This window comes from Psychrobacter sp. TS_SC_6, assembly GCF_056156305.1.
Genome location: NZ_CM149590.1, coordinates 1,395,176 through 1,412,529, shown reverse-complemented (window position 1 = coordinate 1,412,529; position 17,354 = coordinate 1,395,176). Strand labels below are relative to the sequence as shown.

Sequence of the window (17,354 nt, the reverse complement as noted above, 5' to 3'; positions counted from 1 at the left end):
GCTAGACATAATGATTTCCCTATCCTTATTAATTATTTCAATCACGTTTTTATAACAAGTTTAATGACAATATTCATAGTGTACGTACGTAAACTCTGTATCGCGTGCACCATTTATAACACAGCGATTATTTTTAAACAGCAAAAAGGCGCGACCCGTTAGGACACGCCTTTTACAAAATACAAACAATGTATGAATTTAAGTTAAAACGCTAAAGATTAGTTATGCATTTAGCCTTCATCTCTGAATCTTATTTAAGGATATTTAAACGACTATTAAAGTCAAATCGTGCTAATGCCTCTGGCAGCTTATCAACCGCCATGCTGATGGTCGCTTCTGCTGCTTGCGACAGACCCAACTTTTCTGCCAGTGTTGGCTTTTGACGCGATTGCAGCGCGTACACTTCGTTGTTTTCCATGCGCTCTAATAGATAACTGTCTGATGTCTGTAGCTTATCTACCAAGTTCAAATGCAGCGCATCTTCACCGTACCAATGCTCACCTGTTGCAACTTTATCTACATCAAGCATACCGCGATAACGATTGACAAAGTGCTTAAACAACTCATGTGTTTGCTCTAGTTCTTCTTGGTATTTGGCACGATCTTCATCATCATTTTCACCAAATACGGTCACAGTACGCTTATAATCACCAGCCGTAAACATCTCATAATCGACATCATGATTTTTGAGCCATTTATGGAAGTTGGGCAGTTGTGATACCACACCGATAGAGCCAATAATAGCAAATGGTGCCGCTACAATGTTGTCCGCTACGCAGGCCATCATATAGCCACCACTGGCTGCGACCTTATCGACGCAGACCGTGAGTTTCAAACCAGCATCTTTTAGGCGAGCCAGTTGTGCTGCTGCCAAACCATAGCCATGAACCAAACCGCCGCCCGACTCTAGGCGCACCACCACTTCATCGCCCTTATTCGCCGTGCTGATAAGCGTGCTAATCTCTTCACGTAGATGCTTAACCGCAGTAGCTTTGATATCACCATCAAAGTCGAGTACAAAAACCTGCTGCTTGCTATCGCTATTTTTTTTCTTGTTTTTCGTCTTTAATGCTTGTTTTCCTTTTTTAGCCAGTGTTTTTTTGAATTGTTTGAGGGCAGCTTTACCTTGAGTCGCTTCCATCAAATCTTCACGGCGCTGCTCTTGGTTTTTATTCAGATGGATAACTCTTAGCTCAACAGGGTTTTTAGAAGGATTAAAAAGCATGAGTACGATTCCTTAAATGATTAAGACGGTCTTAGTGTAATTTTATAGGTTAGGCTGATATGCGCACGCGCGCTTATCTTTTCAAGCGAAGGAGCAATATTTAACCTAATGCAATTGTTACGGCACAAATACGGCTTACAGCCATCTTTACTAAGCTTTGATTGGGCTGATTCGGTTGTATAACAAAGGCAGATTAGGCATAATATACGTTTACACCAAATTTTCTGTAGCCAACGTGATGACTATTTGTCTTAATCGCGTTGTTTGCGCTTCTTTTAGCTAACAACTTATTTAGCTAAAAGAAGCGTAACGATGGCTGCATTATTGTATTTCGAATTGGGCTGACAACTGGATAATTATATTATGACGCATAGCGAATACCGAGACGAATATTGCGGAGCCGTAACCGAAAGCTTAATTGAGCAAACCATTAGTGTCGTAGGCTGGGTACATCGTCGTCGCGATCACGGTGGCGTGATTTTCTTAGACATGCGTGACCGCGCTGGTATCTTGCAGGTCGTTGTCGATCCTGATACCCCAGAAGCGTTCGCTACTGCTGATGCGGTACGTCCTGAATATGTACTAAAAATCACAGGTCGTGTCCGTCAACGCTACGCGGGCACTGAAAACGCTAATATGACCAGTGGTCATATTGAGCTGTTGGCCAAAGAAATCGAAGTGCTTGCAAAGTCTGAAACTCCGCCATTCCCATTGAATGATGAGAAAAGCACGGTATCAGAAGATTTGCGTCTTAAATATCGCTATCTTGATATGCGCCGTCCACAAATGCAAGATCGTATGGTATTCCGTGCTAAAGCCACCTCAGCGATTCGTCGTTACCTAGACGATCATGGCTTTTTGGACGTAGAAACCCCTATCTTGACTCGTGCAACGCCAGAAGGCGCGCGTGATTATCTTGTGCCTTCTCGCACACGTCCGGGTAGCTTCTTTGCCTTACCACAGTCGCCACAGCTGTTTAAGCAATTATTGATGGTAGCCGGTTTTGACCGCTATTACCAAATTGCTAAGTGCTTCCGTGATGAGGATTTACGTGCGGATCGTCAGCCTGAATTTACCCAAGTTGATATTGAGACTTCTTTCTTAAATGAAGAAGAAATCATGAATATCAACGAAGGTCTGATTAAGCATGTCTTCAAAACGATGATGGATATTGAGTTTGAACAGTTCCCACGTATGACTTATGCTGAAGCCATGCGTGATTATGCCTCAGACAAGCCTGACTTGCGTATTCCGCTTAAATTGATTGACGTTGCAGACTTGATGAAAGACGTTGATTTTAAAGTGTTTGCCGGTCCTGCTAACGATCCTAAAGGTCGTGTTGCTGCCCTACGTATACCAGGTGGTGCTTCATTAAGCCGCAAGCAAATCGATGCCTATACCAAGTTCGTTGGTATCTATGGTGCACGCGGTCTGGCTTATATTAAAGTCAATGACGCCAGCAACATCAATAACGGTGTGGATAAAGAATCTGGTCTACAGTCTCCTATCATTAAGAATATGACTGATGAAGTACTAGCAAGCCTGATTGAGCGTACTGGCGCACAAAGCAATGATATTATCTTCTTTGGTGCGGATAAAGCCAGTGTGGTGAATGATGCCATCGGCGCACTACGTCAAAAGATTGGTCTAGATTTAGAAATGACCACTTGTGAGTGGGCACCACTTTGGGTAACTGACTTCCCGATGTTTGAAGAAACTGAAGATGGTCGCTGGACATCAATGCACCATCCATTTACTAAGCCAAAAGGCTCGGTTGAAGAATTAAAAACCAATCCTGAATCTGCTCTTTCTATCGCTTATGATATGGTATTGAACGGTACTGAAGTGGGCGGTGGTAGTTTACGTATCAATACGCTTGAGATGCAAACAGCCGTATTTGAAGCATTAGGTATTGATGATCAAGAAGCAGAAGACAAGTTTGGCTTCTTACTTGATGCATTAAAATTCGGTGCGCCGCCACATGGTGGTTTGGCCTTTGGTCTAGATCGCTTAATCATGCTAATGGTAGGTGCAACCTCTATCCGTGACGTGATTGCTTTCCCAAAAACCAAAACTGCTGAATGTCCGCTAACGCAAGCACCGGCTGAGGTGAATACCAAGCAGCTACGTGAGCTTGGTATTCGTGTCCGTGAAAAAGTACAAGCTGACACCAGTAAGTCTGCTGAATAAATAGTCTGATCATGCGAAGCTATTTTTTACAGTGCTTATTACGTGATTCATCACTGTGTGACTGGTCATGAATCCGTATTATATTTTCAAAATCGTGCCACTGTCTGTATTGCAGATGCTGGCACGTTTTGTTGCGTGGATAATCTTAAGGATGCCAAGCGCTAGTATCATGCGCACGGTTAAAATCAACATAGCACTGATTGCACCTAAGTTATCTGATTTACAGAAACAAGCGTTAATCAAAGATATTATCTATCATCAATGTTTAACCAGCATTGAATCAATCAAAAGTTGGGCGATGCCACCTGATTGGAGTATCGCTCAAGTTTGTGATGTCCATAATAAAGACATCTTGCTTGAGGGACTTGCTAATCCTAACGGCATGCTCGCGATCGTACCGCATTTGGGGACGTGGGAGATGATGAATGCTTGGCTCAATCAATTTGGCTCGCCAACCATCATGTATAAGCCCGTAAAAGATGACATTACCAACAATTTTATATTGCAAGGTCGTGCACGCCTCAATGCGACATTGGTACCGACGGATGGTAGCGGTGTAAAGGCAATATTTAAGACCCTTAAACAAGGCGGTTTTAGTATCGTCTTACCTGACCATGTTCCTGACCCCTCAGGCGGTGTTATCGTGCCATTTTTTGGCATTGAAACGTTGACCAGTACCCTCGCCTCCAAACTTGCTAGTAAAACCAAATGCTCACTGGTCGGATTGGCATGTATTCGCCGCGACGACGGGCATGGCTTTGATATTTATTGCTATAAACTCGATGACCCAGCATTATATGATCGCAATACTGAAACGGCAGCTTATGCACTCAATCTAGCAATGCAACGTATGATTGAAGACAATTACAGTCATTACATGTGGGGGTATCGACGCTTTAAGCATATCCCTATGATAGACAACCCTTATAACACCGATGAAGCTCATCTAGCCGCATTTATTCGCAAATATCATGCTAGTGCCGATGACCAATAAAGTCACTAAAATCAATACAGTGAAATGTGTACACTACTAATACCCTCTTAATTCTATAGTCAGGGAAAAGTAGTATCGATACATCAAGTACTGCTGATATTAATTTTTCTTGCTTGCTGTGCCTACGCAGACAGAGGCTGCAAAAAATTTATACCAGCAGCACTGTAGCGTTTTTGAGATATTCTAACTATATTATTCTTTATCAATTTCCTAAGAGTTAGTCCCTTATTTATACAAATATGAGTGCACTATGGCAACTGACATGAATCAAAATTTACCAACCAATCAAACGCAAACATACAGTAAAAACTCTGAGCAGCGTTATATCATTTGTATGAAATGGGGTGATAAATATGGTGCTGAATATGTCAACCGCCTATATAACATGGTACATCGTAACCTAACTTTAGATTTTCAGATGGTTTGCTTAACCGATGACAGTACTGGTATCGATCCTGCTGTTATCTGCCACCCTATCCCTGAGCTCAATCTGCCTGCAGGACCTGAGCGTGGCTGGAAAAAACTGACAACTTTTAAGCCAGAGCTGTATAACCTCAAAGGCGTTGCATTATTTTTAGATATCGATATCGTTATCGTTGATAATATCGATGGATTTTTTACTTATGAAGCTGAGCATGAAGATAGCGTCGTCATCATTCGTGACTGGAAAAAACCGTGGCGTATGATTGGCAATAGCTCGGTATATCGCTTCAATATCGGTATGAATACGTATCCTGATTTACTGGCAAATTTTGAGCGTAATTTTGATACTATTCGCACGCAAGTTCGTCATGAGCAAGCTTACTTATCTAACTATTTGCGTGAGCATCATCATTTAGAATACTGGGATAAAGACTGGTGTGTCAGCTTCAAATATCAGTGTATTGCACCTATTCCTTTTAATTTAGTGCAGGCACCTACTCTGCCAAATGATGCTAAAATCGTTATCTTCCATGGTGAGATCAATCCACCAGATGCCATCAATGGCGGCGGCGGAAAATGGTATCGTCATGTGAAGCCGAGCCCTTGGTTAAAGGAGTATTGGGTATGAAACACGCAAAAACTACCAAGTCATGCCGCTTATCAGTAGTCATGATTATTAAGAACGAAGCCAAAAACCTTGCCATTACTTTGCCTTCATTACAAGGATTGGCTGATGAAATTATAGTATTAGACTCAGGCAGCACCGATAATAGCCGTCAGCTTGTAGAGCAATATGGCGGAACATGGTACGTCAATACAGACTGGCAAGGATTTGGCAAACAACGTCAATTAGCACAGTCATATGCGACTGGTGATTGGATTTTTGCATTAGATGCTGATGAAGAAGTTACTCCTCAGCTTAAGGAAAGTATAATAAAGGTCATCACACAAAAACCTGATAATACAATCTACGGAATCAAACGTATTGATTGTATCTTTGGGCACGAAATTGACCCTAGCTACTGGGCAATAAAGGCGCATTGGCGCTTATATCCCAGTCATTTTTCATATAATGATAATCTCGTTCATGAATCTGTAGTACTTAATAATGCCAAGACTGAAACGTTAGATGGCTTTATGCGCCATCATACAGCCGAAACGCCATTATTTTGGCTGCAAAAACGCTTAGACTATGCCAAAGCTTGGGCTGAAGATCATCATGCAAAAGGTAAGAAAGTCGGCTTTCATAAAGTTATCTTAAATCCACTTTGGGCATTTATTAAGCAGTATCTAATAGATGGGCGCTTCTTAAAAGGCAAATATGGACTTATATATTCGCTGCTATTTATGCAGTATACCTTTAATAAGTACGCTATTTTATATGACCTAACATACAACAAAGCAGAGCAAGCATTTATAAAATCGTTGGAAATAGCTGAAAACTTACAGCCAGTAGACGTATCGAAAAAGCAAAGCAGCTTGTCTTTAGTAATGATTGTAAAAAACGAAGGCAAGCATTTAGAAGCGTGTTTAAAAACGGTACAAGATATTGTAGATGAAATTATTATTTTGGATTCTGGTAGTACAGATAACACTGAGGCTATTGCTCAGCAGTATGGAACAAAGTGGTATGTCAATGAAGAGTGGCAAGGCTTTGGGAAACAGCGACAGTTAGCGCAATCTTATGCTACTTGTGATTATATCTTAGTACTAGATGCAGATGAACGCTTAGAAAACGATTTACGTCACTCTATTGTTGACTTATTAAATGAGCCACTACAGACTGATAAAGTATTTAGCGTGGCTCGAGTCAATCAGTTTTGCGGCGTCGAAGTACAAAAACGTATGTGGTATACAGACAAACTGGCACGCTTATATGCAAATCGCTTATTCAAATACTCTGATTTAGATGTACATGAATCGTTAGATCAAAAAGGCATTCCAAGTGAGGTATTGCAAGGTTATCTATTGCATATTACCAACGATAATTTACACCATTTTTTGATGAAAAATGTGCGCTACAGTCATGACTGGGCAAGAGAAAAACATCATAAAGGTAAAAAGATAACACTTTTAGGCATGTTGTTACGTTCTTGGTTTTCTTTCTTTCGCGAATACATCATGCGTGCTGAGATATTAGGCGGGGCTTATGGCTATATTTTGGCTTTTGCCTCATTAGGCTACACTATGGATAAATATATAATGCTTTGGCAACTCAACCAAGAACGTAGATCAGGAAAATAATCAAATGCAAAACATAGTTATCAGCCTAATATCTGCCACAGACCGCAGATCCCATATTATCCAAGAGTTCCAAAAAAATCATGTGCATTTTGAATTCTTTAATGCGCTGACTCCAGATTTAGCTCATACTTATGCCCAAACCCTGTCCATTGATTTAGAAAACATCGCTATGACTGGTGGCGAATTGGCATGTTTTATGAGCCATGCTTGCGTCTGGCAACAAATGATTGACCAAAACATACCTTATTTAGCCATTTTTGAAGACGATATATATTTAGGTGAAGATGCAGAAGCGTTATTAACCACTACGAATTGGATAAAACCTGAATGGCATATTATTAAAATAGAAGCCTTTTCTGAAAAAGTCTTTTTGTCCTCTAATTCCTCTGAGATTATCTCAAATAGGCGGGGCCTTGCCCAATTAAAAGGTAGGAATTTAGGTACCGCAGGCTATATTTTATCGTTGCGCGGTGCGCAAATATATTTGGACTATATCTCAAAAAACAAACTGCGACCGCTTGATGAATTAATATTTGACGATTTTATCAAACATGGCGCTGAACCCGTATATCAAATGACCCCTGCCCTATGTATTCAAGAAATGCTTTTAAATAAAAACAATCCCTCGCTCCCAAGCGCCCTAATTAAAGATCGCCAAGGTCGCATGAAGTCAGAGAAAAAACCTACTATGTTTAAAGCGAAGCGCGAAATTAACAGGATTGGGATGAAGATTAAGAAATCCATATTTGCGGCAGAAGTAGCTTTTAAATAGAATATTTTATCGTAAAATAATTTATTATGACAATAATTTTGGAATTGGAACGTAATGACGGAAGATAACAAACCATCTGTAGCCATATTATATATTGCCACAGGGCGATATACCGTTTTTTGGGAGTACTTCTATCACTCTGCTGAAAAACACTTACTTCCCAATAGTAACAAACACTATGTTTTATTTACTGATAACCTAGCATTAATCAGCAGTCAGACTGACTATTCGAATGTCACAATGATAAAACAGGAGGCTTTAGGATGGCCTTATAGCACATTGATGCGCTTTAAATTCTTTTTAGGGGTAAAGTCTATTATTGAAAAATATGACTTCATATTCTACTTTAATGCCAATACAGAGTTCCTTTCTGATATCACTGAAGATGAGTTATTGCCCCTCGATCAGCATGAGGAGCTGAGTCTCGGCGTCCAGCCTCATATGTTTCATCTCAATAAACGTGCCTACACTTATGATCGTAACCCTCAATCACAAGCATATATTCCCTATCATAAAGGAAAGTATTATTTCACAGGTGCGTTGAATGGTGGGAAATCTCATGCATATTTACAGATGTGTGAAACTCTCAACCAAAACACAGAATTAGATTTAAAAAATAACGTTATTGCACTATGGCATGATGAAAGTCAATTGAACAAATTTGCATTAGATCGTACAGACATTAAAGTTCTACCACCCTATTTCACACGTGGAGAGCACGAATACTGGAAAAAAAGCTCAAAAATAATGTTTTCGGATAAAACACATTATCGATTTGGCGGACATGCTTATCTAAGAGCCGAAACAAATGACAAAATTACAAAATCTGACTGGGAGCAGAAGAATGGCAAACGTCAAAGAAAGCTCAATACTCGATTCAAGCAATATATCGCCTCACTTTTTTTCTGATAGTGAGAGTCATAAACAGCTCAAAAAGAAAAAGAAAAAGCCTTATCGTTATCTATATAACTTAACCACACCTCACAGCAAACGCAAAGCGTTTGAAAAAGAGGCCGATCTTGAGCAACAAAACCAAGTGGCAACGTGTTGGGCATCTTTTATTGAACTATATTACAACGATAAACTAGAATATTTTTCATTGCAGCCAAAAAAAGAATTTTATGATGAAAAAATAATTTGGCAGTATTGGGGTCAAGGCATTAATGAAAATCAGTTGCCTGAAGCGGTTAAATTATATTTCAAATCGATAGACAAACACTGTCCAAACTATAAAATAATCCGTCTAGATGACAGTAATATCCATGAATATCTACATCTACCTAAATTTGTTTGGGATAAAAAAACATTTTCAGGATTCAAACCGGCATTTTTTGCAGATTTATTACGGCTAGCATTACTTGATGTTTATGGCGGTGTTTGGTTAGATGCGACTATCTATCTCACTGAACCTTTGCCTAATATGCTACAAGATAATGGTTTTTTTATGTATCAGCGTGCTGTAGATGCACATAATAAACAACAATGGCATAAATTTAATAGCTACTATTTTAACTGGGATAGTAAGCACAAGGTAAACTTGCTGAACAGTGTTATCTTTGCTCATAAAAATAATCCTGTCATTCATACGTGTTTGGATTTAATATTAAATTTTTGGAAAACTCAGGAATATATCCCTCATTACTTCTTCTTCCAAATCTTGTTTGATACGCTCATTAAAGGGAGACTTGCACAGTATCAATGTCCTGTCATTGATGATACTCAACCTCATTTATTGGTTGCTGCTTTGCATAACCCTTATAATGAAGTCGACTATCAAAAAATACTCTCATGTGCTGGCATACATAAAATGTCTTATGTTAAAGAAGTTAGACCTGATTCATACTATGAGCATTTATTAAAAAATACTTGATTTTACACGGTAGAAATATAGGGCGTGTTGAACATTCATAATTTGAGCCAAATATAAGCACAAGCGAGCGCCACCGTATTCTCATAACTCTGCTTGAGCTTATCAAATCTAGTGGCAACCGCCCTATACTGCTTTAGCTTAGCAAAGGCATTTTCTACTAAGTGGCGTACTTTATACAAGTCCCAGTCCATATGATCATTAGAGGACTTCGTGTTTGATCTTCTAGGGATGTTATCATGCGTCCCTGCTTGTTCAATATGGGCTCGTAGTGCATCAGAATCATAGCCTTTATCGGCACATAAAACCTCTGTATCGCTTAAATCTATCTTGTCTATTAAATCAGGTGCGACCTTAACATCATGGGTGGTACCATCTGATAAAATAAAGGTCAGTGGATTGCCATGAGCATCAACGGCTAAGTGAATCTTGGTCGCGCGTCCTGCCACACTTTTACTAATGGCTTGGGTGTTCTCATTACCACCACTACTGTGCTGATGCGCTTTGATATGAGTACCATCAATAAATACCCATTCACAGTCAGCGTCTTTGATTAATAAAGCAAACAGCGCAATCAGCTTATTACTCTTAAACCAGCGCTGGTAAGCTTTGTATATTGTATTAGGCTTGCCAAAGTAAGCTGGCAGATCCCGCCAAGGACAGCCAACACGCATACGATAAAGCACGCCTTCAACTGTATTTCTAAGATTTTCTTTGTCATAGATCTTAAGTTCTAGTAAGATAGGTTTCAGTCTTGTCCAGTGTTCATCTTTGAGCATAGTGCGAGGCATAGCGAACGATATCTTTTTTGTGTCAGAACTTAAAGATTAACCGTTCGCTATTTTTTTTGCCATCAATTTCTATCCAATGTTCAACACGCCCTAACCGTTCGCTATTTTTTTTGCCATCAATTTCTATCCAATGTTCAACACGCCCTAATACCAAGCCCAAAATATACAGTACAATCCAATGATGAACCGCCCCGGGATTGTCGGATGCTTACGTTAAACCCATCAAATACTATGCTTACTGACACAAAAAAGCCAAAACATTTAATGCTTTAGCTTTTTTTCAAATCCGTTTTAATATCTATATATCAGTCAATAAAGCTTAACCAATCCATATACTGCTCATTGCGCCCATGTACCACATCAAAGTACAAGGTTTGCAGCTTTTCAGTCAACGGACCACGACCACCATTACCGATGGTACGATCATCGTATTCACGAATAGGCGTGACTTCAGCAGCCGTTCCTGTCATAAATATTTCATCCGCCAAGTAGAACTCATCACGAGTAATACGGCGCTCAACAACTTTAATGCCCAAATCTTCAGCGAATTGGATAATAGTTCGACGCGTGATACCGTCAAGTGCCCCGCCTGCTAAATCAGGAGTATGTAGCACACCATCTTTAACTAAAAATAGGTTCTCGCCAGCGCCTTGGCAGACATAGCCTTGTGGATCCATCAAAATAGCTTCATCGTAACCATTACGGGTCACTTCTTGGTTTGCCATGATAGATACTGGGTAGTTGCTTGAAGCTTTTGCTTTACACATAGTCACATTGGTCATGTGATGTGTAAATGAAGATGTTTTTACGCGGATACCATTTTTGATACCTTCTTCACCAAGATAAGCGCCCCAATGCCAAGCGGCAACCATGGCATTGATACTGTTATCACGCGAAGATATGCCAAGTTTCTCTGCGCCAACCCAAATTAGAGGACGAATATAGGCTTCTGCCAAGTTATTTTGTTTGACCACATCTTTGTGTGCTTGCTCAAGTGTTGCTGCATCAAAAGGCACATCCATTTGGAAAATCTTCGCCGAGCCTAGCAAACGCTCAGTATGCTCTTTTAGGCGGAAAATCGCGGTACGGTTATCAGCAGTTTGATAGGCACGGACGCCTTCAAAGACCGCCATGCCATAATGCAGGCTATGTGTCAGTATGTGTACCTTGGCATCTGGCTGTTCAATCATCGTGCCATTCATCCAAAGCTTGCCTTCCTTTGTTGCCATATTCATCGAATCATCCTTATGCTAGCGCTAACGTCTAACTTTTTTTGTTGAGTATTAAGTAACTGTTTTAATTAAAATTTTATATTGACACTGAGTGTCTGTTTTAATGCACGAATATCATGTACAAATTTAATGCGCAAATGATTATATCACCAGCACACCAATCAAATGAAATATTTTAGTTCATTACTGCAGTGCCTTTATTTATATGGCATTAAATATCAGCACCAAGGCTGTCTTAACACTGTCCTTTCATTCAGCACAGCTGTTTTAGTACCGCTATTCTGTCTATTCTACACCCATCAAATGATGCCACTGCGCCTGTACGAGTGCACGGGTTTCAGTCCAAAGCGACTCATCGACCAGTAATGACTGCTCGGATAGTGCCAATTGATGCGTTGCAGCCCTTATGCGCAAATAAGCATCCGTCAGATCTTGACAGATCTCACTCTCCCAAATACCGAGTGTCGCCATCTCTTCAAAGATACGGACGTTATCACTCCATTTGGTCAAGGTTGGATGCTCATGCGAATAGGCCAATACGGCAAATTGTGCCAAAAACTCGATATCAATGACACCGCCTGCATCTTGCTTAAGATGAAACTTACCCGCTTGCTGTTGCCATTGGCTCGTACCCAGATGCTTTTGCATTTTGATACGCATACTTGTTACCTCGATACGTACTTCCTCAATTGTGCGCGGTAATGCTAAGACCGTACGGCGAATATCACAAAAACGGGCTGTAACGCGTTTATCACCGCAGATCGCCCTTGCCCGTACCAGCGCTTGATGCTCCCATGACCAAGCTTTCTCAAGCTGATAAGTTTCAAACGCATGACAGGACACCACCATCATGCCAGCATTACCGGAGGGACGCAGGCGCATATCCACCTCATAAGCACGGCCATCACGGGTTTGGGTATTAAGATAGGTCATGAGCTTTTGTGCCAAGCGTGCGGCAAACTTCATGCCACTGACCGAATTTTCACCCGTGGTCATACCTTGCTCTTTTATTTTATGCAAAAACACCAAATCTAAATCTGATGAATAAGACAACTCAAGACCACCAAGCTTACCGTAGCCTATAATCGCAAAGCCGCAATCCGCTTCGGTGACCGGATCGCCATCTTGACCAATAGGATAACCATAACGTTTCACAATTTCAGCAAAAGCACGCTCAAGCGCTGCTTCTAATACCACCTCGGCAATGTATGTTAAAGAATCTGACACCTTCATGATTGGACGTTCAGCGAGCACATCACTGGCGGCAACCGCTAATACTTGATTCTTTTTAAATAATCGTAATACGCTAAGCAGCTTTTCTTCGTCATTAGGCTCTACTCTCAATAACTGCTGACGCAAGATATCACGCAGCTCAAGCTTGTCTGGTAAGTGCCGATAGCGTTGCTGTAAAAATGTATCTAATAACACTGGATACTGTGCCAGCTCTTTGGCAATCCAAGGGCTAGCAGACAGCATCGGAATCAACTCAACCGTGGCGTTTGGGTTCTCTGCAATCATGACTAAATAAATAGAACGACGACAAATCGCTTCAACCAAGGCGATCAAGCGCGGCAATGCGGTATTCGCCAGTTGCTGCTGATCTTGATGAGCAAGTAGCGCATGTACAATGACTGGATACGCTCCGTCCAAGCGTTCACGCGCCTCATCGCTTAAATTGGCAACCATTTTTGACTGCCAAAAATTTTGCAATTGGCTATGATTCTCCTCCGTCAACACGTCATTTAAACGAGCCACTTGCTCATCCAAGTTAGCAGGCTCTAACTCATCATCATGATCCGGCACTTGCCTTTCAGTAACCATACGCTCAAACGGCACATTGACATGATAGCGGTGATGATTCAGGGTAGCTAATAATCCCTCCCACTCCTCAAACCCAAGCGTGAGCGCAAGATTGTACTGCCAATACGCATCGTGAGGGAGGCGCTGGGTTTGCTGGTCATTAATCGCCTGAATACCGTGCTCAAGCCGACGTAAAAACCGATAAGCGCTCTGTAGATTTTGATAAGTGGTTGTTTCTAAATACTTAAGCTCATACAGCGCCTGCATTGCCTTCAAACAAGACTTAACCTGTAGCTGCGGATGCCGTCCGCCATAAATCAACTGGAAAGCTTGAACGATAAACTCGATATCTCGAATACCACCAGCACCGAGTTTGATATTGTCCAAATCCTCACGCTGGGCGACTTGATTTTGAATCAGAGACTTCATTTCTCGTAATGCCGAAAAAGCACTATAATCGACATAATATCGAAAGACAAACGGCTTAATAAGTGCTTGAATGTCATCATAGAACGGTCGCTCTATATGACCAACCACGCGGGCTTTTAACCAAGCAAACCGCTCCCATGCTCGTCCATGCTGAGAAAAATACTTTTGCAACGCTGATAGATGGATTGCCAAATCGCTACCATCGCCCCATGGACGCAGGCGCATATCTACCCGAAACACAAAACCATCCGCAGTATTATTATCGAGTAGCTTAATAATACCTTGACCAAGGCGCGTCATAAAGCGCTTGTTATCGATACTGCGTGTGCCTTTGGTTTTATCACCGTCAGTTTCACCGCGTGCCTGATGAATAAAAATCAGGTCGATATCACTCGATAAATTCAGCTCATGAGCGCCAAGCTTGCCCATTGCCATAATCGCCATATCATCGACTTGCACATTGCCCATCTTATTAACAAAGGTAGGCTGACCATATTGAGTCACCAACTGCTGATAGGTATAGTCTTTGGCAAATAAAATACAACCATCAGCGAATTCGGACAATTCATCGGTCAGCTGCTCAAGCTCAATCACTGCCAACGCATCTTGCCATACCCAGCGCATCATCAGTAACATACGCAAATTGCGTAAGCCACTCATTACTTTGGTTTCATGGCCAAGCTGATAATTTTCGTCCAAGGTATAATCTTGTATCAAATCATCAATTTGTTGGCGCGTTAAGGTCGTATCCAAAGGATAACTGCGTAAAAACGTCTGGCAAGCTCCCGTGCGACTGTGCCAAACCTGATAGGCAAACTCACTGGCAGTTTGCAGTACTTGTAGCTGTTCTGATGTGGGCTGATAGCCGTTACCATTGGGGGTGGTAGATAGCATAATAATGTTACCTCATTGCAGCATAGAGCCATAAGCCTACGTGAACTGGGCGAATAAGTTTATTGTTTTTTCTTACGGAACGGTCATAACTGCTATGGATCAGTGAAACACCATGCTTTTATAGTAACATAAATAAAGTAATGCGCTGCCAAGAGCAAGCATACTTGCAAAAAATGAAAAAGCGCTGAATGATGCTACAATGTACGTCAATAAGGTCTCAGTCCTTTTAAACATTCATTTATTCAATGCTTATTCATACTATGTGATACCGCCATTATGACAACCTCAACGACTCTACTTTTGATCACCGCTGACCCAAGCCATCCACTTGCCCATTTGGCATTACGTTATGCGCGCGCTTATTTACAAAACGCCTCTTTATCCGATAATGCGCCCAATAGCACCACTCATGAAAATCCCACATTAAACCTATTTTTTTATGCAGATGCAGCCCATACTGCCAATCGTTTAAGGTGGCAGTCCGCCGATCAGGCAAATATCACCCAAGAGTGGCAGGCACTTGCAGGACAGTATAATCTTGTACTACCAGTATGCGTCAGTACGGCACTCAGCCGCGGTGTCAGTGATACAGATAACAGCACACGCCATCAGTTAGAGACAGAAAATCTAGCGACAGGTTTTAAGCTGGTAGGTCTGAGTGAGCTTGCGATGATGATGCAAGGCGACTGTCGCTTACTACAATTCTAATAAAAAATTAGGAACATCCCATGAAACTTCTCATTCGACTGCATACGCCCACTGAGATGGCAAGCTATGAAGGCTGTGCGCTGGCTTTAACTTTGGCAACCTTTGGACACGAAGTGCAGCTGTATTTGGATGCACCCGTCTTTGGATTTTTAATGCAGCCAGATGCACGCTTGCAAGGTATGATTCAAGCGCTTGAGCTCTATGATATGCCGCCAGCGTGGCTACCTGATGATGTCTTTAGCGGCTGGATAGCGGGCATGCTACCAACGGACTTGGCAGCGCAGTTGGTTTTGATTCCAGAAGAAGTAAATTTACAAGCATTTGAGCAAATTCTGACTTTTTAATATCAAAACCATCCCTAGCAAAGCTGATGTACCATTTTATTGTTTCAAACCTATAGATAGCAATCAATCGGACACAAGTATGGCAACTTTATATCAATTACATAGCAGTATGGATACGCTCAGACGTAGTACAGAACAAATGTCTCTGTCATGGCAGGCAGGTGATAGCATTCTTTTATTGGGTACGACCGTCGCGTATATAGATTGGTTCAATGCGTATTTGGGCGATATCGAAAATATGGAGATAGACACCATTGCTGGTATTTATGCGCTTGCTGATGACGTGGCACAGTTGCATGAAAATACCGCAGCAAAGCTTAATCTAGCAGCAAAGCTCACTGGTATTTTAAGCGATGCAGAATGGGTAGTAATGACCCAAGACAGCCGCTTTGATAAAGTAGTGACGATTGCCTTATGAGTATGTCTACTAACTCATCTACATCTTCTCTGAGCTCAATCAATATGGCATTAGACCAAGATGGTCATTTATGTGACCACACTATCTGGACGCCCGTTATTGCACAGCAATTAGCCAATACCTTGGACATAAATTTAAACGCTGAACACTTGGCCATATTGGAGCAAGTACGAGCTTTTTTTGTAAAATTTAATCACGCACCTGCCACGCGCCCACTAATAAAATGGCTACAGCAGACTTTACCTGATGATGACATCAGCAATCAAAAGTTGCAGCAGCTGTTCAATACCGGCTTGGTCGCCCGCCATGTCAATCGCCTTGCTGGACTGCCTAAACCTCCTAATTGCTTATAAATACCCATAAAAAAGGCAAATAAATTATTTTATTTATCTGCCTTTTTTAATTTTTAATAATAAAAATCACTCTTTAGGGTCGTAGACAGTCAGCGTCTCATAGCCAATACTACGACCTTCATCACCGCCAAATCCTTGTTGTCGCCATACCTCATATAAACATATTGCCACGCTGTTCGACAGATTCAAACTGCGCGAATCTGCTAGCATCGGCAGTCGTAGCCAGTTATCAGCGCCAATATCTTCACGTATATCATCTGTCAGTCCCGCTGTTTCTGAGCCAAAAACCATGGCCACATTATTTCCAGAAAACTCATTACCTGACTCTGCAGTTGCTTGTTCACCAAAATCATAATCATAAAAAGGCTTACTTAACTTGGTGGTCAATGCCGTAATGGTATGACAACCAGCATCTTGCAGTGCTTGCTTTGCTATTGACCAATTGTCATGCACTTGCAGATGGGCATACTCATGATAATCCAATCCTGCACGGCGCAATTTTTTGTCATCCAGCTCATACCCTAATGGTTTAACTAAATGCAGCTGCGCCCCACTATTGGCACACAGGCGAATGATATTGCCCGTATTGCTGGGCATTTTTGGCGCTACCAGCACGATATGAATGGTCATACTCTCTCCGTCATTAGCATTAGGGTTATTTTTCTGACTT

16 protein-coding genes are annotated in these 17,354 nt (G+C 41.4%); 11 read left to right on the top strand and 5 right to left on the bottom strand.

The genetic code is table 11. The features are described from left to right. Positions 1-250: 250 nt before the first annotated feature. A complete protein-coding gene (sohB, locus tag AC0J5Y_RS06030) occupies positions 251-1,225 on the bottom strand; it encodes a protease SohB (protein WP_475131993.1) in 975 nt (324 codons plus the stop codon). 363 nt (positions 1,226-1,588) lie between these two features. Here sohB and aspS point away from each other — a divergent pair, with 363 nt between their 5' ends. The 7 genes from aspS (at position 1,589) to AC0J5Y_RS05995 (ending at position 9,718) form a co-directional block, all read left to right on the top strand. Further along, positions 1,589-3,415: an aspartate--tRNA ligase gene (aspS, locus tag AC0J5Y_RS06025; protein WP_475131992.1), complete on the top strand. Its 1,827-nt coding sequence runs from the start codon at positions 1,589-1,591 to the stop codon at positions 3,413-3,415. 67 nt (positions 3,416-3,482) lie between these two features. After that, positions 3,483-4,409, top strand: coding sequence for a lysophospholipid acyltransferase family protein (locus tag AC0J5Y_RS06020; RefSeq protein WP_475131991.1), 927 nt, complete (start codon positions 3,483-3,485; stop codon positions 4,407-4,409). A 250-nt stretch (positions 4,410-4,659) separates the two neighbouring features. Continuing rightward, on the top strand, positions 4,660-5,460 hold the full coding sequence (locus AC0J5Y_RS06015) for a glycosyltransferase (RefSeq protein ID WP_475131990.1): 801 nt from the start codon (positions 4,660-4,662) through the stop codon (positions 5,458-5,460). Between the two features lie 41 nt (positions 5,461-5,501). Next, a complete protein-coding gene (locus AC0J5Y_RS06010; protein ID WP_475132106.1) occupies positions 5,502-7,076 on the top strand; it encodes a glycosyltransferase family 2 protein in 1,575 nt (524 codons plus the stop codon). 4 nt (positions 7,077-7,080) lie between these two features. Further along, a complete protein-coding gene (locus AC0J5Y_RS06005) occupies positions 7,081-7,848 on the top strand; it encodes a glycosyltransferase family 25 protein (protein ID WP_475131989.1) in 768 nt (255 codons plus the stop codon). A 54-nt stretch (positions 7,849-7,902) separates the two neighbouring features. Beyond that, positions 7,903-8,757: a glycosyltransferase gene (locus tag AC0J5Y_RS06000; protein ID WP_475131988.1), complete on the top strand. Its 855-nt coding sequence runs from the start codon at positions 7,903-7,905 to the stop codon at positions 8,755-8,757. Continuing rightward, a complete protein-coding gene (locus AC0J5Y_RS05995) occupies positions 8,693-9,718 on the top strand; it encodes a capsular polysaccharide synthesis protein (RefSeq protein ID WP_475131987.1) in 1,026 nt (341 codons plus the stop codon). The genes AC0J5Y_RS06000 and AC0J5Y_RS05995 overlap by 65 nt, the downstream gene beginning before the upstream one ends. A gap of 35 nt (positions 9,719-9,753) precedes the next feature. Here the strand turns inward: AC0J5Y_RS05995 and AC0J5Y_RS05990 are convergent, their stop codons facing one another. The 3 genes from AC0J5Y_RS05990 to glnE form a co-directional block, all read right to left on the bottom strand. Further along, complete coding sequence (locus AC0J5Y_RS05990) at positions 9,754-10,506, bottom strand: IS5 family transposase (RefSeq protein ID WP_475130150.1); 753 nt, start codon at positions 10,504-10,506, stop codon at positions 9,754-9,756. Between the two features lie 305 nt (positions 10,507-10,811). Further along, the gene (locus AC0J5Y_RS05985) at positions 10,812-11,741 is read right to left on the bottom strand and encodes a branched-chain amino acid transaminase (RefSeq protein ID WP_475131986.1); all 930 of its coding nucleotides are present in this window, start codon (positions 11,739-11,741) and stop codon (positions 10,812-10,814) included. 282 nt (positions 11,742-12,023) lie between these two features. Beyond that, positions 12,024-14,861, bottom strand: a complete 2,838-nt coding sequence (gene glnE / locus AC0J5Y_RS05980; RefSeq protein WP_475131985.1) for a bifunctional [glutamate--ammonia ligase]-adenylyl-L-tyrosine phosphorylase/[glutamate--ammonia-ligase] adenylyltransferase — start codon at positions 14,859-14,861, stop codon at positions 12,024-12,026. Positions 14,862-15,137: 276 nt separating this feature from the next. On the opposite strand from glnE, the gene tusD reads away from it, so the two are divergent. The 4 genes from tusD (at position 15,138) to AC0J5Y_RS05960 (ending at position 16,684) form a co-directional block, all read left to right on the top strand. Then, positions 15,138-15,569, top strand: coding sequence for a sulfurtransferase complex subunit TusD (gene tusD / locus AC0J5Y_RS05975; RefSeq protein ID WP_475131984.1), 432 nt, complete (start codon positions 15,138-15,140; stop codon positions 15,567-15,569). Positions 15,570-15,589: 20 nt separating this feature from the next. After that, positions 15,590-15,913 (top strand): hypothetical protein, encoded by a 324-nt coding sequence (locus AC0J5Y_RS05970; protein WP_475131983.1) that lies wholly within the window; start codon positions 15,590-15,592, stop codon positions 15,911-15,913. Positions 15,914-15,992: 79 nt separating this feature from the next. Beyond that, a complete protein-coding gene (locus AC0J5Y_RS05965) occupies positions 15,993-16,331 on the top strand; it encodes a hypothetical protein (protein ID WP_475131982.1) in 339 nt (112 codons plus the stop codon). Continuing rightward, positions 16,328-16,684 carry a TusE/DsrC/DsvC family sulfur relay protein gene (locus AC0J5Y_RS05960; protein ID WP_475131981.1) on the top strand — a complete coding sequence of 119 codons (357 nt, stop codon included), beginning with the start codon at positions 16,328-16,330 and terminating at the stop codon, positions 16,682-16,684. The genes AC0J5Y_RS05965 and AC0J5Y_RS05960 overlap by 4 nt, the downstream gene beginning before the upstream one ends. Before the next feature lie 66 nt (positions 16,685-16,750). On the opposite strand, the gene AC0J5Y_RS05955 is transcribed toward AC0J5Y_RS05960, so the two are convergent. Continuing rightward, on the bottom strand, positions 16,751-17,314 hold the full coding sequence (locus tag AC0J5Y_RS05955) for a tRNA (cytidine(34)-2'-O)-methyltransferase (protein ID WP_475131980.1): 564 nt from the start codon (positions 17,312-17,314) through the stop codon (positions 16,751-16,753). Between the last annotated feature and the right edge of the window lie 40 nt (positions 17,315-17,354).

Bases quoted from the DNA above. Each gene is read 5' to 3' on its own strand.
- sohB (WP_475131993.1), bottom strand. From the start codon at position 1,225: ATGCTTTTTAATCCTTCTAAAAACCCTGTTGAGCTAAGAGTTATCCAT.
- aspS (WP_475131992.1), top strand. From the start codon at position 1,589: ATGACGCATAGCGAATACCGAGACGAATATTGCGGAGCCGTAACCGAA.
- AC0J5Y_RS06020 (WP_475131991.1), top strand. From the start codon at position 3,483: ATGAATCCGTATTATATTTTCAAAATCGTGCCACTGTCTGTATTGCAG.
- AC0J5Y_RS06015 (WP_475131990.1), top strand. From the start codon at position 4,660: ATGGCAACTGACATGAATCAAAATTTACCAACCAATCAAACGCAAACA.
- AC0J5Y_RS06010 (WP_475132106.1), top strand. From the start codon at position 5,502: ATGATTATTAAGAACGAAGCCAAAAACCTTGCCATTACTTTGCCTTCA.
- AC0J5Y_RS06005 (WP_475131989.1), top strand. From the start codon at position 7,081: ATGCAAAACATAGTTATCAGCCTAATATCTGCCACAGACCGCAGATCC.
- AC0J5Y_RS06000 (WP_475131988.1), top strand. From the start codon at position 7,903: ATGACGGAAGATAACAAACCATCTGTAGCCATATTATATATTGCCACA.
- AC0J5Y_RS05995 (WP_475131987.1), top strand. From the start codon at position 8,693: ATGGCAAACGTCAAAGAAAGCTCAATACTCGATTCAAGCAATATATCG.
- AC0J5Y_RS05990 (WP_475130150.1), bottom strand. From the start codon at position 10,506: ATGCCTCGCACTATGCTCAAAGATGAACACTGGACAAGACTGAAACCT.
- AC0J5Y_RS05985 (WP_475131986.1), bottom strand. From the start codon at position 11,741: ATGAATATGGCAACAAAGGAAGGCAAGCTTTGGATGAATGGCACGATG.
- glnE (WP_475131985.1), bottom strand. From the start codon at position 14,861: ATGCTATCTACCACCCCCAATGGTAACGGCTATCAGCCCACATCAGAA.
- tusD (WP_475131984.1), top strand. From the start codon at position 15,138: ATGACAACCTCAACGACTCTACTTTTGATCACCGCTGACCCAAGCCAT.
- AC0J5Y_RS05970 (WP_475131983.1), top strand. From the start codon at position 15,590: ATGAAACTTCTCATTCGACTGCATACGCCCACTGAGATGGCAAGCTAT.
- AC0J5Y_RS05965 (WP_475131982.1), top strand. From the start codon at position 15,993: ATGGCAACTTTATATCAATTACATAGCAGTATGGATACGCTCAGACGT.
- AC0J5Y_RS05960 (WP_475131981.1), top strand. From the start codon at position 16,328: ATGAGTATGTCTACTAACTCATCTACATCTTCTCTGAGCTCAATCAAT.
- AC0J5Y_RS05955 (WP_475131980.1), bottom strand. From the start codon at position 17,314: ATGACCATTCATATCGTGCTGGTAGCGCCAAAAATGCCCAGCAATACG.